The organism is Nonomuraea sp. NPDC052265 (genome assembly GCF_044547985.1).
Taxonomy (GTDB): Bacteria; Actinomycetota; Actinomycetes; order Streptosporangiales; family Streptosporangiaceae; genus Nonomuraea.
Map to the genome: position 1 here is coordinate 498594 of NZ_JBIUBJ010000004.1, position 18666 is coordinate 517259.

General features: G+C 71.8%; 18 protein-coding genes. 10 read left to right on the forward strand and 8 right to left on the reverse strand.

Annotation, left to right across the window (positions count from 1 at the left end):
- Positions 1-6 precede the first annotated feature (6 nt).
- From ACIHAD_RS15905 to atpE, 4 genes are all read left to right on the forward strand, one after another.
- Positions 7-420, forward strand: coding sequence for an ArsR/SmtB family transcription factor (locus tag ACIHAD_RS15905; protein ID WP_397355161.1), 414 nt, complete (start codon positions 7-9; stop codon positions 418-420).
- A complete protein-coding gene (locus tag ACIHAD_RS15910; RefSeq protein ID WP_397355162.1) occupies positions 420-1343 on the forward strand; it encodes a cation diffusion facilitator family transporter in 924 nt (307 codons plus the stop codon). The genes ACIHAD_RS15905 and ACIHAD_RS15910 overlap by 1 nt, the downstream gene beginning before the upstream one ends.
- A 148-nt stretch (positions 1344-1491) precedes the next feature.
- Positions 1492-3063, forward strand: coding sequence for a M28 family metallopeptidase (locus ACIHAD_RS15915; protein ID WP_397355163.1), 1572 nt, complete (start codon positions 1492-1494; stop codon positions 3061-3063).
- Between the two features lie 196 nt (positions 3064-3259).
- Entirely contained in the window at positions 3260-3493 is a 234-nt protein-coding gene (gene atpE, locus ACIHAD_RS15920) for an ATP synthase F0 subunit C (RefSeq protein ID WP_397355164.1), read from the forward strand.
- 96 nt (positions 3494-3589) lie between these two features.
- Here atpE and ACIHAD_RS15925 read toward each other — a convergent pair whose 3' ends face one another.
- On the reverse strand, positions 3590-4798 hold the full coding sequence (locus ACIHAD_RS15925) for an acyl-CoA dehydrogenase family protein (RefSeq protein ID WP_397355382.1): 1209 nt from the start codon (positions 4796-4798) through the stop codon (positions 3590-3592).
- 140 nt (positions 4799-4938) lie between these two features.
- Between ACIHAD_RS15925 and ACIHAD_RS15930 the strand changes: the two genes are divergently transcribed.
- Positions 4939-6093: an MCE family protein gene (locus ACIHAD_RS15930; protein WP_397355165.1), complete on the forward strand. Its 1155-nt coding sequence runs from the start codon at positions 4939-4941 to the stop codon at positions 6091-6093.
- 109 nt (positions 6094-6202) lie between these two features.
- Here ACIHAD_RS15930 and ACIHAD_RS15935 read toward each other — a convergent pair whose 3' ends face one another.
- Positions 6203-7405, reverse strand: a complete 1203-nt coding sequence (locus ACIHAD_RS15935) for an MFS transporter (RefSeq protein WP_397355166.1) — start codon at positions 7403-7405, stop codon at positions 6203-6205.
- Positions 7406-7492: 87 nt separating this feature from the next.
- On the opposite strand from ACIHAD_RS15935, the gene ACIHAD_RS15940 reads away from it, so the two are divergent.
- Positions 7493-8065: a TetR/AcrR family transcriptional regulator gene (locus tag ACIHAD_RS15940; RefSeq protein WP_397355167.1), complete on the forward strand. Its 573-nt coding sequence runs from the start codon at positions 7493-7495 to the stop codon at positions 8063-8065.
- A gap of 39 nt (positions 8066-8104) precedes the next feature.
- Here the strand turns inward: ACIHAD_RS15940 and ACIHAD_RS15945 are convergent, their stop codons facing one another.
- Together ACIHAD_RS15945 and ACIHAD_RS15950 are read right to left on the reverse strand one after the other, a co-directional pair.
- Entirely contained in the window at positions 8105-9061 is a 957-nt protein-coding gene (locus ACIHAD_RS15945) for a glucosyl-3-phosphoglycerate synthase (RefSeq protein WP_397355168.1), read from the reverse strand.
- Between the two features lie 35 nt (positions 9062-9096).
- Positions 9097-10536: a helix-turn-helix domain-containing protein gene (locus ACIHAD_RS15950; RefSeq protein WP_397355169.1), complete on the reverse strand. Its 1440-nt coding sequence runs from the start codon at positions 10534-10536 to the stop codon at positions 9097-9099.
- A 300-nt stretch (positions 10537-10836) separates the two neighbouring features.
- Between ACIHAD_RS15950 and aceA the strand changes: the two genes are divergently transcribed.
- Positions 10837-12123, forward strand: coding sequence for an isocitrate lyase (aceA, locus tag ACIHAD_RS15955; RefSeq protein WP_397355170.1), 1287 nt, complete (start codon positions 10837-10839; stop codon positions 12121-12123).
- 127 nt (positions 12124-12250) lie between these two features.
- Here the strand turns inward: aceA and ACIHAD_RS15960 are convergent, their stop codons facing one another.
- From ACIHAD_RS15960 to ACIHAD_RS15975, 4 genes are all read right to left on the reverse strand, one after another.
- Positions 12251-12604 carry a hypothetical protein gene (locus ACIHAD_RS15960; protein ID WP_397355171.1) on the reverse strand — a complete coding sequence of 118 codons (354 nt, stop codon included), beginning with the start codon at positions 12602-12604 and terminating at the stop codon, positions 12251-12253.
- A 73-nt stretch (positions 12605-12677) separates the two neighbouring features.
- Positions 12678-14297 (reverse strand): protein kinase, encoded by a 1620-nt coding sequence (locus tag ACIHAD_RS15965; protein ID WP_397355172.1) that lies wholly within the window; start codon positions 14295-14297, stop codon positions 12678-12680.
- A gap of 208 nt (positions 14298-14505) precedes the next feature.
- Positions 14506-15342 (reverse strand): siderophore-interacting protein, encoded by an 837-nt coding sequence (locus ACIHAD_RS15970; RefSeq protein ID WP_397355173.1) that lies wholly within the window; start codon positions 15340-15342, stop codon positions 14506-14508.
- Between the two features lie 148 nt (positions 15343-15490).
- Positions 15491-16468 (reverse strand): alpha/beta hydrolase, encoded by a 978-nt coding sequence (locus tag ACIHAD_RS15975; RefSeq protein WP_397355174.1) that lies wholly within the window; start codon positions 16466-16468, stop codon positions 15491-15493.
- 95 nt (positions 16469-16563) lie between these two features.
- Here ACIHAD_RS15975 and ACIHAD_RS15980 point away from each other — a divergent pair, with 95 nt between their 5' ends.
- The 3 genes from ACIHAD_RS15980 to ACIHAD_RS15990 all read left to right on the forward strand — a co-directional run bounded on the left by ACIHAD_RS15980 (position 16564) and on the right by ACIHAD_RS15990 (position 18666).
- Positions 16564-17001, forward strand: a complete 438-nt coding sequence (locus ACIHAD_RS15980; RefSeq protein WP_397355176.1) for a hypothetical protein — start codon at positions 16564-16566, stop codon at positions 16999-17001.
- Positions 17002-17189: 188 nt separating this feature from the next.
- On the forward strand, positions 17190-17885 hold the full coding sequence (locus ACIHAD_RS15985; RefSeq protein WP_397355177.1) for an ABC transporter permease: 696 nt from the start codon (positions 17190-17192) through the stop codon (positions 17883-17885).
- Positions 17878-18666, forward strand: a complete 789-nt coding sequence (locus ACIHAD_RS15990) for an ABC transporter permease (RefSeq protein ID WP_397355178.1) — start codon at positions 17878-17880, stop codon at positions 18664-18666. The genes ACIHAD_RS15985 and ACIHAD_RS15990 overlap by 8 nt, the downstream gene beginning before the upstream one ends.

Genomic DNA, 18666 nt, shown 5'->3' on the forward strand with positions numbered 1-18666 from the left:
AGACATATGAACAGTTCTTCAGATGGCCACGTGTCGGCCGTGGACGGATGCGCGGTCAAGGTGGTCGACGCCGACCGCGTCGCGGCCGTGCACGAGCGCATGCCCGCCGCCGAGGACCTGGCCGACACCGCCGACGTCTTCGGGCTGCTGTCGGATCCGAACCGGCTGAAGCTGCTGGTCGCCCTGCTGGACGGCGAGTTGTGCGTGTGCGACCTGGCGGCGGTGACCGGGCAGAGCGAGTCGGCGGTCTCCCACGCGCTGCGCCTGCTGCGCGCGCACCGCATCGTGGCCGCCCGCCGTTCGGGCCGGATGGCGTACTACAGGCTGGAGGATCCGCACGTACGGATGCTGCTGGACCTGGCGCTGGCCCACACCGAGCACACCGAGGCCATCCACCCCGAACGCGACGGGACCTCGTGATGGGCGCCGGACAGGGGCACGGGCACGGGCACGGGCGGACCCAGGGGCACGCCGGGGCCCGGCACCGCTGGCGGCTGGCGGTCTCCTTCGTCCTGATCGGCGCGTTCTTCCTGGTCGAGCTGGGCTACGGCGTGTTCTCCGGGTCGCTGGCGCTGCTGTCGGACGCCGGCCACATGGCGGCCGACGTCGTCACCCTGGGCGCGGCGCTGGTCGCCACCCGGATCGCCGGCCGCCCCGACACCACCGGCCGGCGCAGCTACGGCTCCTACCGGGCCGAGGTGTTCGCCTCACTGCTGGCCGTCGTGCTGATGCTCGGCGTCGCCCTGTACGTCGTGATCGAGGCCGTCGGCCGCATCGGCGGGAGCGCCGAGGTCTCCTCCGGCCCGATGCTCGTCGTCGGCTCCGTCGGCCTCGTGGTGAACCTCGTCGCCCTGCTCCTGCTGCGCTCGGGCGCGAGCGAGAGCCTCAACGTCAAGGGCGCCTACCTGAAGGTCGTGGCCGACACCGCCGGCTCGGTGGGCGTCATCGTGGCCGGCTGGCTGGTGGCCACCACCGGGCAGGCGTTCTGGGACACCGTCGTCGCGCTGGCCATCGGCGTGTTCGTGGCCGTCCGCGCCGTCTCGCTGGGGCGCCAGGTCTTCGCCGTCCTGGGGCAGCACGTGCCCGAGGGCGTCGACGCCGCCGCCGTGGCCGCCGACCTGGCCGCCATCGAGGGCGTGCACAACGTGCACGACCTGCACCTGTGGACGCTCACCTCCGGCATGAACGTGGCCACCGCGCACCTGGTCACCGCCGAGCCCGGCGACAACCACGCCGTCCTGGACCGGGCCCGCGACGTGCTGCGGCAGCGCCACCACATCGCGCACGCCACGCTGCAGGTGGAGCCGGTCGACCACCAGGGCTGCGACGAGCTGGGCTGGTAGCGGGCGGCACCCCCGCCCGTTCCCACGACTCACCTGTCCAACATTGGACGACCCAGATTCTTCCCACGGGTGGATTTGTCGGCTTATGTATTCTCCTGGGCCGCTGAATCGGGGAAGACACCTGTTCATCTGAGTTCGAGGAGCTTGTATGCGCATCACCCTGCGCAGAGGCACCTTCCGCGTCCTCGCGACGGCCGCGGCACTGTCCCTGCCTCTGGCTCTCCTTCCGGCCGCGGCCCGGGCGGAACCCGCGCCTGGTCCGGCCGAGAAGAAGCTGATCGAATCGGTCACCGCTCCCGCGGTGAAGAAACACCTGCAAGCCTTACAGAACATCGCCGACGCCAACAACGGCAACCGCGCCGCCGGCACCAGCGGCCACCTCGCCTCGCGCGACTACGTCGCCGGCAAGCTCAAGAAGGCCGGTTACAACGTCACGCTCCAGCCGTTCGACATCGCGTACTTCGAGGAGAAGTCCACGGCGCTCATGGAGCGCGTCTCCCCCAGCCCGCGCGTCTTCACGCCGACCCCGCCCGACGGCTCCACCGTCGGCGAGTTCGCCACCATGACGTACTCCGGGACCGGCGAGGTCACGGCGCCCCTGCAGAACGTCGACCTCGTCCTTCCGCCCGGCCCGGCGCCCAGCACCTCCAACTCCGGGTGCGAGGCCGCCGACTTCGCCGGGTTCACGCCGGGCAACATCGCGCTGCTGCAGCGCGGCACCTGCGACTTCGTGGTCAAGGCGACCAACGCCCAGGCCGCCGGGGCGGTGGCGGTGATCGTCTTCAACGAGGGCCAGCCGGGCCGTACCGCGACCCTGCGCGGGAACCTCGGCTCGCCCGTCACCATCCCCGTGGTGGGCACCAGCTTCGACGTGGGCCAGGAACTGGCCTCGGCCGCCACCGTGGTGCACCTCAAGACCGACACGGTCAGCGAGCTGCGCACCACCTACAACGTCATCGCCGACTCCAAGTGGGGCGACCCGAACAAGGTCGTCATGTCCGGCGCCCACCTCGACTCCGTCCCGGCCGGGCCCGGCATCAACGACGACGGCTCCGGCACCGCCGCCACGCTCGCCGTCGCCGAGGCCCTGGGCAGGATCCCGACCCGCAACCGGCTGCGTTTCGCCTGGTGGAGCGCCGAGGAGCTGGGCCTGCTCGGCTCGATCCACTACGTGGAGACCCTGCCCGCGGCCGAACTGTCCAAGGTCAAGCTCTTCCTCGACTACGACATGCTCGGCTCCACCAACTACGCCTTCAAGATCTACGACGGCGACGACTCCGACGGCGTCGGCGCCCCCGCGGGCCCGCCCGGGTCGGACGAGATCGAGAAGCTCTACGAGAAGTACTTCGACCTCCTGCACCAGGGACACAACGGCACCGACTTCGACGGCCGCTCCGACTACGGCCCGTTCATCGAGGCCGGCATCCCCTCCGGCGGCGTGTTCACCGGCGCCGAGGGCATCAAGACGCCCGAGGAGGCCGCGATCTTCGGCGGCACTGCCGGACAGCCCTACGACCCCTGCTACCACCAGGCCTGCGACACCACCGCCAACATCAACGACAAGGCGCTCGCGCTGAACACGGGCGCGGTCGCCACGGCGGCCGTCGTCTACGCCTACAGCCGCGACCTGCCCGGCCCCGACACCGCCCGGCCGGCCGCCGGGGCCCGCACCGCGACGACCGCGCCCAAGGCGACCGTCGAGGGCAGGGAGACCCGCTGACCGCCCTTTCCGTGCGCCCGCGACGGGCGCACGGAAAGACCCTTAACCATTTAGATCCATTTGTCCAGCACCTTGATCAACGATCATTCTGCGAAGAAATTAGAGAAACGCCATATTTTCTTTCTCGCGTCCACCCGCTGAAATACCAGCAGAAGCAGGGATTCCCGGCTTCATCGGACGCCAGAAAGGCGGCGCAATGGAAGTACTCGCTCAAGTCTCCGGCAACATCACCGCCATCGGTTACGGTCTCGCCGCGATAGGCCCCGGCGTCGGGGTCGGCATCATCTTCGGCCAGGGCGTGCAGGCCATCGCCCGCCAGCCCGAGGCGTATCCGCTGATCCGCCAGAACATTCTTCTCGGTTTCGTCCTCACCGAGGCTCTGGCCCTGATCGGCCTGGTCGCGCCGTTCATCTTCCAGTTCCTCAAGTAGTCGCCGCGTTCAGCACGCGAATGGCGAACTCAGGCTGAAGATGGGTGGCGATGACCATTCCGGAGTCACGCCACCCCCCACGACACACGATCGTCCTCAGCGGACGGGCAGGCCGGTGACCGCGCGGCCGATGATGAGCCGCTGAATCTCGCTCGTCCCCTCGAAAATGGTGTAGATCTTGGCATCGCGGTGGAACCGTTCCACCGGGTGTTCCCGGGTGTAGCCGGCGCCGCCGAGGATCTGGATCGCCTGTTCGGTCACCCACACCGCGGTCTCCCCCGCCACCAGCTTCGACATCGACCCCTCGGCCTGCTCGAACGGCCTGCCGTTGCGGGCCATCCAGGCGGCTCGCCAGGTCAGCAGGCGGGCCACGTCGACGCGGGTCGCCATGTCGGCGAGCAGGAACGCGATCGCCTGGTTGTCGCCGATCCGGCGGCCGAACTGCTCGCGTTCGCGGGCGTAGTCCCTGGCGTACTCGAAGCCCGCGCGGGCGATGCCGACGGCCATCGCGGCCACCGACGGGCGGGTGGTCTCGAACGTGCGCATCGCGGCCTGCCCGCCGGCGCGCTCGCCGTTGCGGACCTTGACCAGGCGGGCGTCCAGCTTCTCCTTGCCGCCCAGCAGGCACGATCCCGGCACGCGTACGTCCTCCAGGATCACCTCGGCGGTGTGCGAGGCACGGATGCCGTGCTTGCGGAACTTCTGCCCCATCGACAGGCCGGGCGTGCCGGGCGGGATGACGAAGCTCGCCTGCCCCCGGGTGCCCAGGGACGGGTCCACCGAGGCGACGACCACGTGGACGTCGGCGATGCCGCCGTTCGTGGCCCAGGTCTTGACGCCGTTCAGCACCCAGTCGCCGTTGTCGTGGACGGCCCGGGTGCGGATGGCGCCGATGTCGGAGCCGGCGTCGGGCTCGGAGGCGCAGAAGGCCCCGAGCTTCACGTCGTTCTCCGTGCCGAACATCTGGGGCAGCCACTCCCCCATCTGCTCCGGGGTGCCGTTCGCGGACAGCGCGGCGGCGGCCAGGCCGGTGCCGACGATGGACAGGCCGATGCCGGCGTCCCCCCAGAAGATCTCCTCGAACGCCACCGGCAGCGCCAGGCCGCTCTGCTCGAACCATTGGGTGGCGAAGAAGTCCAGCGAGTACAGGCCGATCTTGGCGGCCTCCTGGATCACGGGCCAGGGGGTCTCCTCGCGTTCGTCCCATTCGGCGCCCGCGGGGCGGATCACGTCGCGGGCGAACGCGTGAACCCAGTCGCGCACCTCGATCACGTCGTCACTGAGCTCCGGACAGAACCCGGTCATCACGTCCACTCCCTGGCCGTTCCGTTGTTACCGTGGGTAACAACCTACCGGCCGGTAGGGCCCGGCCGGAAGGTGCGAGGGTTCGGCAACGCACGGTAATGTTTCAGTCACCGACCGCCCATCTCGATCGAGGAAGGCCGATGGATCGCCGGCTCGCCGCACTTGTCGCCGCCCTCGCGCTGGCGGCGGGGTATCTGCTGCTCAGGCCGGTCTCCGACGTCCGGGTCATCGCCTATTTCGACGCCGCCGTGGGGCTGTATCCGGGCTCCGACGTACGGGTGCTCGGGGTGCGGGTCGGCCGGGTCGGCTCGGTCACCCCGGCGGGCGCCAAGGTCCGGGTCGAGCTGGCCCTCGACGCCGGGCGCGAGGTCCCCGCCGACGCGCAGGCGGTCATCGTCGCGCGGTCGCTGATCGCCGACCGGTTCGTGCAGCTCACGCCGCCGTACCGGGGAGGTCCCGCGCTCCACGACGGCGGCACGCTGCGCGAGACCCGCTCACCGGTCGAGATCGACGAGGCGTTACGCGGCTACGACCAGCTCGCCGCGGCCCTCGCCCCGCCGGGTTCGCCGGGGCCCGGCGTGGCGGGCGGGCCCAGGGCGGGCGAACGCGGCGCGCTGGCGCGGTTGTTGCGGGTCTCGGCGGGCACGTTCGGCGGGCAGGGCGAGACGGTGGGGGCCACCGTGCGCGGCCTGTCCGACGCGGCCTCCGTGCTGGCTGGAGACGGTGACGACCTGGCCCGTACGGTGCGCGATCTCGCCACGATCACCGGCGCGATGGCCCGCGACGACGCGCGGATCCGGGCGTTCATGAAGGACCTGGCGGGCGTGTCGGCACAGCTCGACGGCGAGCGCGAGGAGCTGCGCGCGGTGCTGCGCGAGTTGTCCTCCACGCTCACGCAGGTCGCGGACTTCGTCGAGGACAACAGGGGTGAGATCGCCGCCAACACCCGCGATCTCGCCCACCTCACCACTCTGCTGGTACGCCAGCGCGCCTCCATCGGGACGTTCCTCGACACCGCGCCACTCGCCCTCAACAACGCGAACAACGCCTACGACCCCGTGAGCGCGACGTTCCGGGCCCGGTTCAACCTCAACGGCCAGACCGACGACGTCGCGATGTGGCTGTGCTCGCTGGCCCGCTCGATGGACGGCGGCTGCGAGTCGCTGCTCGGCGCGCTCAACCCCTTGGCGCGGGCGCTCGACGACGCGGTGGCGATCGACACGTCGTGGCTGCTGCCCGATGTGCATGTCGATCGCCCCGATCTGTCTCTCGGCGGGCTGGTCACGATCCCCTGACCGTGCCTGACCGTGCCTGACCGTGCCCGGCCGTGCCCGGCCGTGCCCGGCCGGAGCCGGGCGGCGGAGGCGGGTCAGCGTCGGGCCGGGGCCGGGCGGCGAGGGTCGGTCAGTGTCCGGCGGGGGCCGGGCGGCGGGCGGAGGCGAGGACGGCCAGGGCCGCGACGCCCATGCCGATCGCCAGGCCGTACACCAGCGGGGTGAACCCGCCGAAGGCGGCGGCGAGCTGCGGGCCGACGCTGCCGCCGACGGCGAGGGCGAAGGAGAACAGGGCGAGCGCCGTGCCGCGGGCCGGTCCGGCCTGGGCGGAGATGGCCTCGTTCATGCTGGGCAGGCCGCCGGTGATGGCAGCGACGTAGACGGCGAGCAGGAGCACCAGCCCGAGCGCGCCGGCTCCGGTGAACGCGACGGCCGCCAGAGCGAGCGCGCCCACGGCCAGGAACGCGCCGGCCCTGGCCGTGGCGGGGATCCGGGCCAGCCACGGCATGAGCACCGGCATCAACACGATCGAGGGCAGTCCGGAGGCGCGCAGCGTGAGCAGGTCGGCGGGTGACGTGCCGCCGTAGATCTGCAACCCGGTGTAGACGGCGACGAACCCGGCCATCAGCATCACCGTGGCCACGTACCGCAGCCCGAGCACCCGGTCGAACAGCAGGCCGGGCACCGCCCGGTAGGCCGACAGCAGCGAGCCGGCCGCCCCGCGCGGCAGGTCGGGCAGCATGACGGCGCGCAGGCCGAGCCCGGCGAGGGCGAACCCGGCGGCCGACAGCAGGAACAGCCCCCGCCAGCCGATCGTCTCGACCAGGACCTGCGCGGCGACCTGCAACGCCACGGCCGAGGCGAGGAAGGCGCCGGTCACCGCGGCGATGGCGATCACCCGGCGGCCCGGCTCAAGGCGTTCTGCCAGGTAGGCCATGCCCGCGGGCGGGAACATCGCCACGGCCACCCCCTGCAGGGCGCGCAACACGAGGGCCACCTCGGGGTTCGGGCTCAACGCCACCAGCGCGCTGGTCAGGGCGGCAAGGGGAAGGCCGGCCATCAGCAGGCGGCGGCGGCCGTACCGGTCGGACAGCGGGCCGAACACCAGGAAGCCGACGCCGTAGCCGGCGCCGAACGCCGTGACCAGCCAGGTCAGGCCGCCGGGTGAGGTGTGCCAGCCGGTCGCCATGTCGTGCAGCAGGGGGATCACGAGGTACAACTGCCCGCTGCACAGGACCGCGGTGAGGGTGAACGCCAACAGGGTGCGGCCGAAGCGGGCGTAATCGGTACGGACGGCCGGGGCGGCCTTCGTACGAGGGAGAGTCAGTGCCATGGCAGAGGACGGTAGCCAACCAACCAGTTGGACGTCAACTAGTTAGTTGGTTTTCAACCAACTAGTTGTTCGTGGCAGAATGGAGGCATGTCACCCAAGGTCTCGACCGCCGCCACCCGGGCCGCCCTGCTGGAGGCCGCCCGCGAGGAGTTCGCCGCGTACGGCGTGGCGGGGGCGCGCGTGGATCGCATCGCGGAGCGCGCCGGCGTCAACAAAGAGCGCATCTACGGGCATTTCGGCAACAAGGAGAAGTTGTTCGACGCCGTCATCAACGAGGCGCTCGACGACCTGACGTCGCAGATCGCCCTGCCCGGCGCCGACCCCGTCGACTACGTGGCCCGGCTGACCGACTACTACCGGCGCCACCCCGACCTGGTGCGGCTGCTGATGTGGGAGGCGCTCAACTACCGCGGCCAGGAGCTGCTGCCCGGCCAGGAGGCCAGGGTCGAGCGGTGCGCGCGCAAGGCGGCGTCGCTGGCCGAGGGGCGTGGCGAGGAGCCCTCGAAGGCGACGGCGCGCACGCTGTTCACGCTGACCGGGCTCGCCCTGTTCCCGGCGATGATGCCGCAGCTCGGGCGGATCATCCTGGGCGACGCCGCCGAGGACCACGACGCCATGCGCGACCAGATCAGCGCCTTCGTGACCGCGGCCCTCAAGTAGGACCTGCCGCCCGAACGCCCCCTCACGAACGAGGACCGATCACGGGCGGGGTGGGCGCGGCGGGTCGGGGACGGCGGGCAGGGTGAGCATCGGGGGGCGTTCGCCGATGCCGACCTGGCGGGTCAGCACGTCGTGCCCGCCCTCGCACCGGCGGAACTGGGCCAGCTCCACCGCCGGCACATGACGGCCCTCGATCTTCCCCTGGCGCCGCAGCCGCGACCAGGCGGCCAGCATGATCTGGGCCGCCATCCCGCCGAGCGCCTCCGTCGACTGCGGCGCGTGCTCGCGCGAGCCCAGGTCCACCTGGGCCAGGCCGTCGAGCCCGGCCAGATCCAGCAGGTCGATGAGCAGGCCCAGCTCCACCCCGTACCCGGTGAGGAACGGCACGCGTTCCAGGGCCGAGCGGCGGCCGGCGTACTCGCCGGCGAGCGGCTGCACGAACCCGGCCAGTTCGGGCCAGTGCAGGTTGATCAGCGGACGGGCGACCAGCTCGGTGACGCGGCCCCCGCCGGTGGGGGCGCCGTTCAGCGGACGGTCGTAGCAGCCCTTGGCGTAGGCGACCGTGGGATCGGTGAGCAGCGGGCCGAGCAGCCCGGCGACGAGCGAGGCGCGGAAGTTCCTGATGTCGGCGTCGGCGAAGGCCACCACGTCGCCGGAGGTGACCGCCAGCGACTTCCACAACGCCTCGCCCTTGCCCTCCAGCGGCGCGAGCTCGGGCAGGATGTCCCGTTGGGCGTGCACGGCGGCCCCGGCCCGCGCCGCGACGCGCGCGGTGTCGTCGACCGAGCACGAGTCGATGACGACGATCTCGTCCACGAGGCCGTCCAGCTCGCGCCGGATCACCTGGACGATCTCGCCCACGGTCTCCCGTTCGTCGCGGGCCGGGAGGACCACGCTCACCGTGGTGCCCCGCTTGGCCGCCACGAGGTCGGGCAGCGGCCAATCCGCTGCGCACGACGTTCGGCGATGCCACCATTTCCGCACATCAGGCAGCATGTGCGACACCTCCCCCCGTTCCCCCGCATGTCAGCTTATGCGAGGGTCGCGTGGCGCTCCAGGAAGGTATAGACGTCCGCCTCGTCCACGCCCGGGAACGACCCGGGCGGCAGGGCGGCCAGGATGTGGGAATTGGCCCGCGCGGAGGGCCAGGCGTACCCCTCCCAGCGTTCGGCCAGCTCAGTGGGCGGACGGCGGCAGCAGTCGCCGTTGGGACACCCGGACTTGGTGCGGTTGGTGGTCTCGCGGCCCCGGAACCACCGCGACTCCCGGTACGGCACCCCCAGCGTGATGGCGAAGTCCCGTTCCCGCGAGGGATCGACGTGGGCGACGCAGAAATAGGTACCGGTGGGCGAGTCGGAATACTGGTAGAACACCGAGAACCGGTCGGGGGAGGCGAACACCTGCCGCCCCGACCATTGCAGGCACATCCGCTGCCCCTCGATGGCCCCCTGCTCGTCGGCGGGGAAGACGATGCCGTCGTTCTCGTACGCCTTGTAGATGGTGCCGCCGGCGTCGTTGCGCACGAAGTGGCAGACGAGGCCCAGGTGGTGGGTGGCCAGGTTGGTGAAGCGGTGGGCGGCCATCTCGTACGACACCGCGAACACGTCGCGCAGGTCCTCCACCGACAGCGCCCGCGCCGCCTTGGCCTCCTGGAGGTAGAGGGCAGCGGCCCGCTCGGGCACGAGCACGGCGGCGGCGAAGTAGTTGGCCTCGGTGCGCTGGCGCAGGAAGTCGGCGAAGTCGCGCGGCTTGCCGTGGCCGAGCGCGAGGTGGCCGAGCGTCTGGAGCAGGATCGTACGCGGGGTGTGCATGCCGAGCTGCTCGTGCTTGACGTAGATGCGCCGGTTGCGTAGGTCGGTGATGGAACGCACCGAGCGCGGCAGGTCCTGGGCGGTGTGCACGGTGTAGCCGAAGTGCGTGACCAGGCCCTGGATCGTGCTCTGGGACAGGGCGCCGGTGCGGTAGCCGACGGCGTCGAGCGCCTCGGCGGCGGCCTTCTCGATGTCGGGGAAGTAGTTGCCCACCTCCCGCTGCCTGCGCCGCAGCTCGGCGTTGGCTGCCCTGGCCTCCTCGGGCGTGGCGGTGCCGCGGGCCTGCCGGGCGCGCAGCTCGCCATACAGGCCGAGCAGGTGTTCGAGCACGTCGTTGGGCACGCGCGCGGAGACCTTGAGCCGGGGCAGGCCGAGACCGGCGTAGATGGGGTCGCGCTGCGCCTCCTCCAGCGCTATTTCGAGCTGGGCACGCCGGTTGGGCGGCTGGCGGCGCAGCAGCTCCTCGACGGGGACGCCCAGCGCGGTCGCCAGGGACTTGAGCAGCGAGAGCTTGGGCTCGCGCTTGCCGTTCTCGAGCAGCGACAGCTGGCTGGGCGCCCTGCTGACGCGCGAGCCCAGGTCCGACAGGGTGAGGCCGCGCTGTTTGCGCAGGTGGCGCAGACGCTGGCCGAACGCGATCAGATCGAGCTCCTGCGTCAAAGACAGCGGTTCTTCGCCTAGCAGGGACGCCATACAGGCATCTTAGACAGAAATTCGGCCCATTTTCTAGCCTTTGGGCACTCAGGGCGTGCCGCAGGGGCACGCGAGAGCCGCGTGCGGTTCGGGAGAGCGATTGGTCTAGTCCAACAGGAAAACTTGCGATTTCTTCTCATCTGAATACCCACGAGTAATGCACATGCTGGAAACTTTGGACGTTCTTCTCTCTGGTGGGGCCTATTGACATCAGGTCTCAGGGCAGATGATCGACGTGAGCCCCAGGGGACGACAAAGGAGCGAACGATGAACGATCGCCTCAAGGGAGCTGCGGAGCAGCTGCAGGACAAGTGGGAGAACGACCCTCGCTGGGCGGGCGTCGAGCGCACCTACAGCGCGCAGGACGTGGTCCGGTTGCGGGGAAGCGTCCAGGAGGAGCACACGCTGGCCCGGCTCGGCGCCGAGCGGCTCTGGGACCTGCTGCACACCGAGGACTACGTCAACGCCCTCGGCGCGCTGACCGGCAACCAGGCCGTCCAGCAGGTGAAGGCCGGGCTGAAGGCGATCTACCTGTCCGGCTGGCAGGTGGCCGCGGACGCCAACCTCGGCGGCCAGACGTACCCGGACCAGAGCCTCTACCCGGCCAACTCCGTGCCCGCCGTCGTGCGCCGGATCAACAACGCGCTGCTGCGCGCCGACCAGATCACCTGGTCGGAGGGCGTGCCGGACGCGCCGCACTGGCTGGCGCCGATCGTGGCCGACGCCGAGGCCGGGTTCGGCGGCGTGCTGAACGCGTTCGAGCTGATGAAGGGCATGATCGCGGCCGGCGCCGCGGGCGTGCACTGGGAGGACCAGCTCGCCTCCGAAAAGAAGTGCGGCCACCTGGGCGGCAAGGTGCTGGTCCCGACCGGCCAGCACATCAAGACGCTCAACGCCGCGCGGCTGGCCGCCGACGTGTGCGGCGTCCCCTCACTGATCGTCGCGCGGACCGACGCACAGGCCGCGACGCTCCTGACCAGTGACGTGGACGCGCGCGACCAGGCGTTCACCACCGGCGAGCGCACCGCCGAGGGCTTCTACCGGGTGCGCAACGGCGTGGCCGCCTGCATCGCCCGCGGCCTGGCCTACGCGCCGTACTCCGACCTGCTGTGGATGGAGACCGGCACGCCGGACCTGGACGTGGCCCGCGAGTTCGCCGAGGCGATCAAGGCCCGCCACCCGGACCAGATGCTGGCCTACAACTGCTCGCCGTCGTTCAACTGGAAGAAGCACCTGGACGACTCCACGATCGCCAAGTTCCAGCGCGAGCTGGGGCACATGGGGTACAAGTTCCAGTTCATCACGCTGGCCGGGTTCCACTCGCTGAACTACTCGATGTTCGACCTCGCCCAGGGGTACGCCACCGACGGCATGACGTCGTACGTCGAGCTCCAGGAGGCCGAGTTCGCCGCCGAGGCCCGCGGCTACACCGCGACCAGGCACCAGCGCGAGGTCGGCACCGGCTACTTCGACCTGGTCAGCACGGCCGTCGCGCCCGACTCCTCGACGACCGCGCTCAAGGGCTCCACCGAGGAGGAGCAGTTCCACCACTGATCCCACGATCTCGCCGGCCACCTCCAGGGCATGGGATGGTTCCCCCGGCGAAGGGCCGCGCCGGCTCCCCCAGCCCGGCGCGGCCCCTTTTCATGCCCGCCGCTCCCACCCCGGCCCCGCCGCGCGGTCAGCCGCCCTCCCGGGCCCAGGACGGCAGGTCCTGCCGCTCGGTGATGTCGCGGACGAGCTGGGCGTGCGCGTCCTCGGCCTGCTGCCTGGTGGACCAGTGCAGGCTCAGCACCTCCTCGCCGCCCGTCCCCGGATCGGCGCCGGGCGGCGACAGGCGTACGGTCGACTCGAACAGCAGCGGCACCGTCCCGCCGTCGGCCTGGTCGAGCACCAGGTGCAGGGTGCGGACGCGGAACGTTCCCGCCGCGGTGCCGACGCGGTCGTCGCCGATCGTCCGCCCGGCGCGGTCGGCCAGCAGCTCCTGCGCCCGCGCCGGGCTGATGAGATTGCCCTCTATGTCGTAGTAGCTCATGTACGGCCTCGCTCTCGGGTGCGGGCGAGGGACCACACCTCACCCACTCACCTCGATCATGAGGCATGCGCGCTCAGGACGCTCCGGTGGCCGTCGGGGTGGCCGGGTCCGAGACGGTGGGGTCGGGCGACTCGCCGGGGCCGTCCTGGGGGATCGTGCTGATCGAGCCCGACGGGTGCGGGCAGTCGCGGTGGGCCCCGGCCCCGCGGCGGCGACCGGCCGGGGCGGCGCAGGGACCGGACTCCTCCCCGCCCGGATCGCCCGGTCCGGACGTGCCGGAGGGGCGGGAGTCCTCGCGCCGCCGGTGGGGCTCCGGGGTGAGGATCGTGAAGTGCCCGCCCGGCGTACGGGCACGCGTGACGGACACCACGGGCGTGGGCGCGCTCGCCGGAGGCGCCACGTGGACGGGCGGCCGGGCGGCCGCGGGGGTCGTCGTGGGCCGCTCGGTGGAGTGGGCGCTGACGTCCGGCTGCACGACCGCGGGATCGGGCAGCAGCGAGCCGCCGCCGAGGCTCTGGGCGTCCCCGCCCGAGGCGGCGATCACGGTGACCGCCGCGATGGAGACGGTGGCCAGCGCCGCGAAGCCGGCGTGCGACAGGTGCGCCCCGGCCTTCGCCCTGCTCCTGCGCCCGGCCTGCTCCCCCGCCGGGGTGGCGGGACGGTCCGCGCCGCCGCCCACCGGGTACGGCACCTCGGCCCAGCTTCCGTCCAGCACGTCGCGCACCGCCTGGCGCAGGTCCCACGGATCGCCCACGCCGCCGGCCGCCAGCAGCGCCCGCAGCAGGTCGGCCGACCGGGGACGGGAGCCGGGGGCCTTGGCCAGCGCCGCCTGCACGGCCGGGCGTAGCAGGGCGGGCACGCCGTCCAGGCGCGGCGGGTCGAACAGGATGCGCCGGGTGAGCACGTCCGTCTCGCCGCCGCCGAACGGGTGGTGGCCGCCGGCGGCGAAGGCCACCAGGCAGCCCCACGCGAACACGTCGGAGGCCGGCAGGGCCGGGCCGCCGGTCAGCCGCTCGGGCGCCACCCAGCCGGGGCTGCCCATGACCTGGCCGGCCTGGGTGTGGGCGGCGAGGGTGTCCACGTCGCGGGCGATGCCGAGGTCGATGACCCGCGGCCCCCTGGGCGACAGCAGCACGTTGCCGGGCTTGAGGTCGCGGTGCACCAGACCGGCCTCGTGCACCGCGACGAGCGCGGCGGCCACCCCGAGGGCCACGCCGTAGGCGAGGTCGGGTGTGAGCGCTCCGGCGGCCTTGACCACCTGCGACAGCGCGGGCCCCGGGATGTACTCGGTGACCAGGTACGGGCGCCCATTGCCGGTGCCGTTGCCGGTGCCGGTGCCGGTGCCGTTGCCGGTGCCGGTGCCGGTGCCGGTGCCGTTGCCGGTGCCGGTGCCGTTGCCGGTGCCGGTGCCGGTGCCGGTGCCGGTGCCGTCGTCGGTGCCGTCCTCGATGACGGCGGCGGTGCAGAAGGGCACCAGTCTCCGCGAGAAAGCCACTTCCTCGGCGAAACGCGCCCGCAACGTGGCATCGTGGAGATGTACCGGGTGCGGCGTCTTGAGCGCGACCAGGCCCCCTCGCGGGTGTTCGGCCAGGTACACCACTCCCATCCCGCCCGCCCCCAGGCGGCCGAGGAGAAGGTACCGGCCGATGACGACCGGGTCGCCCACCGTGAGCGGTCGTACGCCGGGAGGCATGTCGCTCGCACCACGCGCCATCCGGGTCTCGCCTCTCCTGTGTGGGACACGGCAAGGCACACTGTGGCGGGATCCGGGGGCCCTTTCCGCACGTCTTGCATAAGGGGTATCGGAGGTAAGACGTTCGTGCCCAGAGGGTGAGTAAGAGCTGGGATGGAACGTTCTGTAGTGGCTTTTTGTGGTGGGCGAGCTTTCGCCGGTGGAGGGGTCAGGAGGCCAGGGCGCGGGCCTCGTCGGCCTCGACCTCGCGGTTCCAGTCGTTCTTGACCGCCCGCCATGCCTCGTCGTCCACGCCGATGCGCCAGTAGCCGGAGATGGACAGCCGCTCCATCGGGACGCCCCGCTCCAGCCGCAGGTGACGGCGCAGCTCCTTGACGAAACCGGCCTCGCCGTGCACGAACGCGTGCACGTCCCCCTCGGGGAACTCCAGCGCGCGCACCGCCTCCACCAGCGCCCGGCCGACGGGCCGCTCGCCCCGGTACACCCAGGTGATCCGCGCGTCGGCCGCCGTGCCGAGCTTCAATTCGTCCTCCGGGCCGTCCACCTCCAGCAGGACGTGGGCCAGGGCGCCGTCGGGCAACGCCTCCAGGGAGGCGGCGATGGCCGGCAGCGCGCTCTCGTCGCCCGCCAGCAGGTGCCAGCCGGCCTCGGGGTCGGGCGCGTAGCCGCCGCCGGGGCCCAGCATGAGGACGACGTCGCCGGGCTGGGCCGCGGCGGCCCACGGCCCCGCCAGGCCCTTGGCGCCGTGATGGACGAAGTCGAGGGTCAGCTCAAGGGCGTCGGGGTCCCAGGCGCGCACGGTGTAGGTGCGCAGGCGCGGCCAGAACTCGCGCGGCATGGTCTCGCGCACGTGCTTGACGCTGAAGGGCTCGGGATAGTCCACGCCCTCGTGCGGGAAGACGAGCTTGACGTAATGGTCGGTGAGGCCGCGGCAGGCGAAGTCGCGCAGGCCGTCGCCGCCGACGACGACGCGGATCATGTGCGGGGAGAGCCGCTCGGTCCGCAGGACGACGCCCCGATGGTGGTCCGTGGGCTTGTCAGCCATCACTTCAGCCCCCATATGCTAGTTAGGTATACCTAACCTTACAGCGGGATTGGCGGGCAAGGCCACCGCAACGCCTGGACGCCTTCCTGAGCGCGCAACCCCAAGCTGCGACATATCAGGCCAAGCTACCCTGACGCGCCCGGCCCAGTCAGGCCGCCGCCGAATTCCCCCGGGCCGCCGCACGGGCCGCCACGGCCTCCAGGAACGCCGACATGTGCCGGAAGGCCAGCCGCGCCTCCGGCAGGACGTCGGCCAGGATCGGGAACGCGTGCGGCATCCGCCGCCACTCCTCGTACCTCACCGGCACCCCCGCCAGGCGCGCCCGCTCGGCCACCCGCCGCGCCTCGTCCCGCAGCACCTCCGTGGAGCCGGTGACGATCATCAGCGGCGGCAGGCCGGTGAAGTCGCCGTGCACCGGCGAGACGAGCGGGTCCCACGGATCGAGCCCGCAGGTCCAGTGGCGGGCCAGCCAGCGCACCCGGCCGGCCGGCAACATGGGGTCATGCCAGCGGTTGGCCCGGCGCGGGATGTCGGTCAGGTCCGCCCACGGCGACAGGCAGATCGCGGCGGCGGGCGACGGCAGGCCGCGATCGCGCAGCGCCAGCAGGGTGGCCAGCGTCAGGTGGCCGCCCGCCGAGTCCCCGGCGATGATGATGTCCTCAGGGGCGTGCCCGTTCCGCATCAGGCACTCGTAGGCGTCCAGGGCGTCGGCCAGGGAGTCGGCCAGGGGGTGGACCGGCCCCTGCCGGTAGTCCAGCGCGAGCACCGGCCGCCGGGCCACGACCGACAGCCGCCAGGTGATGGGCCGGTGGGTACGCGGCGAGCACGAGAAGTAGCCGCCGCCGTGGAAGTAGAGCAGCGCCTTGCGCTCGTCCACCCCCCGGCCCGCGCGGACCCACTCGCCGCCGCACTCGGGCCCGTCGGCGGGCACGACGACGGCGTGCTCGGGAAGGCGCAGCGGCATCAGCCGCGTCAGCTCGCCCAGGCGGGCCGCGCCGATCAGGGCCAGCGGATGGCGCATCAGGACCGTGGAGGCCGGCTTCAGGGTGCCCCACATGACCGAGGTCAGGGCCCGGGCCTGCCAGCTCAAGGGGTAGTCGGGTGCCACGTCCTTGTTGATGCGCATCACGGTCCTCCACCCCTTATGTTCCCGGAACGCCATCGGTCTACCGGCCAGTAGGGATCTCATCCTTTCTCCAGATATTCCGGCTTTGTACGACGTTGGGAGATATAGCGGGATATTCGGGGACGCCGCTCCCCCGCGAGCCCGGCATCAAGCCCGGACACCAGGTCCTGGCCCTCGGCGCCCCCACCGACCTCGACCTCGGCGAACCCGCCGCCGACGTGCACCGCGAGCAGCGCACGCCCGCCGCCGACGCCCGCTCCGAGCCCGGCGGCGGCCCGTACGACGTCATCTTGTTCTTCTGCCCCGACGTCGCCACCCTTCACCGCACGTTCCCCCCGGCCAAGGCCGCGCTGGCCAGGAACGGCGGCCTGTGGATCTGCCGGCTCGAACCCGCCTCGGGGATCCCCACCGACCTGTCGGAGCACGCCGTCCGCGCCTTTGGCCTGGCCGCCGGGCTGGTCGACAACAAGGTCGCGGCGATCGACGAGACGTGGTCCGGCCCGCGGTTCGTTTATCGCGTTGCGGACCGCTGACCCTCCGGCGGATAATTCCAGACTTCCGTCAGGCAGACCCGCGCGCGGGTCCGGACACGACTGGTCACCGTGTCCTCACTCTCCGGAGGTGCGCCACCATTCCCCTCTACGCCCGGCTCGTCCGGTACGGCTTTCGCAAACACGCCGTCTACGTCTGGTCCGCGCTCGCCGGCGCGTTCACCAACAGCGTGTTCGGCATCCTGCGCGCCTACATCCTCATCGCCCTGTGGCAGGCCCGCCCCGGCCTGGCCGGCTACGACGTCACCGACGCCGTCACCTACTGCTTCGTCACCCAGGCCCTCATCGGCCCGATGATGCTGTTCGGCGGCGGCCTGACCATCCCCGAACGCATCCGCAGCGGCGACATCGCGCTCGACCTCGTCCGTCCCGCCTCGCTCCTGCTCTGGTCGCTCGCCGAGGACCTGGGGCGGGCCGCGTACCTGCTTCTGGTGCGCGGCATCCCGCCGCTGCTGCTCGGCGCGGCCCTGTTCGGCGTCACCGCGCCCACCTCCCCCGCCCAGTGGGCGGGGGTCCTGACCGGCCTCCTCATCGGCGTGCTGATCAGCTTCGGCTGGCGCTACCTCGTCGCCCTGTCGGTCTGCTGGCTCGCCGACGACCGCGGCGTGGCCGTCGTGTCCCTGGTGCTGACCACGTTCTTCAGCGGCATGATGCTCCCCCTCCACCTGTTCCCCGGCCGGCTGGGCGAGCTGGCCAGGGCCCTGCCGTGGGCCTCCATGGTCCAGGCGCCCACCGACCTCTACCTCGGCAAGGCCCCCGTGGGGCAGACGCTCGCGCTCCAGGCGTTCTGGGCGGCGACGCTGTTCGCGCTCGGCCTGCTGGCCACCCGGCTCGTCCGCCACAAGGTGGTGATCCAGGGTGGTTAGGACGTACTTCCTGCTGGCCTGGACGTGGACCCGCGCCGCGGCCGCCTACCGCGCCTCCTTCGCCCTGATGGTCGTGTTCGGCCTGGTCACCGGCGCGATCGACGTCGCGGCCATCCTCGTCGTCTTCGCCAACACCACCACCCTGGCCGGCTTCACCCGCGAGGAGGTCCTGTTCCTGTACGGCGCCTCCAGCGTCTCCTTCACCGTCTGCGACATGTTCATCAGCAACCTCGATCGCATCAGCCAGCACATCAGGGCCGGCACGCTCGACACGTTCCTCATCCGCCCGGCCGCCGCCTGGATCCAGATCGCCGCCGACCGTTTCGTCCCCACCAGGATCGGCCGCGTCGTCCAGGCCGTGGCCGTGCTCGCCTACGCCCTGGCCGCGCTCGGCCTCGACTGGCGGCGGGCCTGGATGATCCCCGTCATGATCGTCACCGGCGTCGTCATCTTCGCCGCGCTCTGGACGCTCGCCGGCGCGCTGCAGTTCGTGCTGACCGACGCGCCGGAGGTGGCCAACGCCTTCACCTACGGCACCCACCAGCTCAGCCAGTACCCCCTCAGCATCTACGCCCGCGACCTGGTCCGCGGCGTCACGTACGCGCTGCCCCTGGCCTTCGTCAACTGGCAGCCCGGACTCTACGTCCTGGGCCGGGACGACCCGTTCGGCACGCCCGGGTTCATGCGGTTCCTCGGACCGGCCGCCGCGCTGGTCCTCGCCCTGGCCGCCGGGGCGGCCTGGCGGCAGGGCATCAGGCACTACCGATCCACGGGGAGTTAG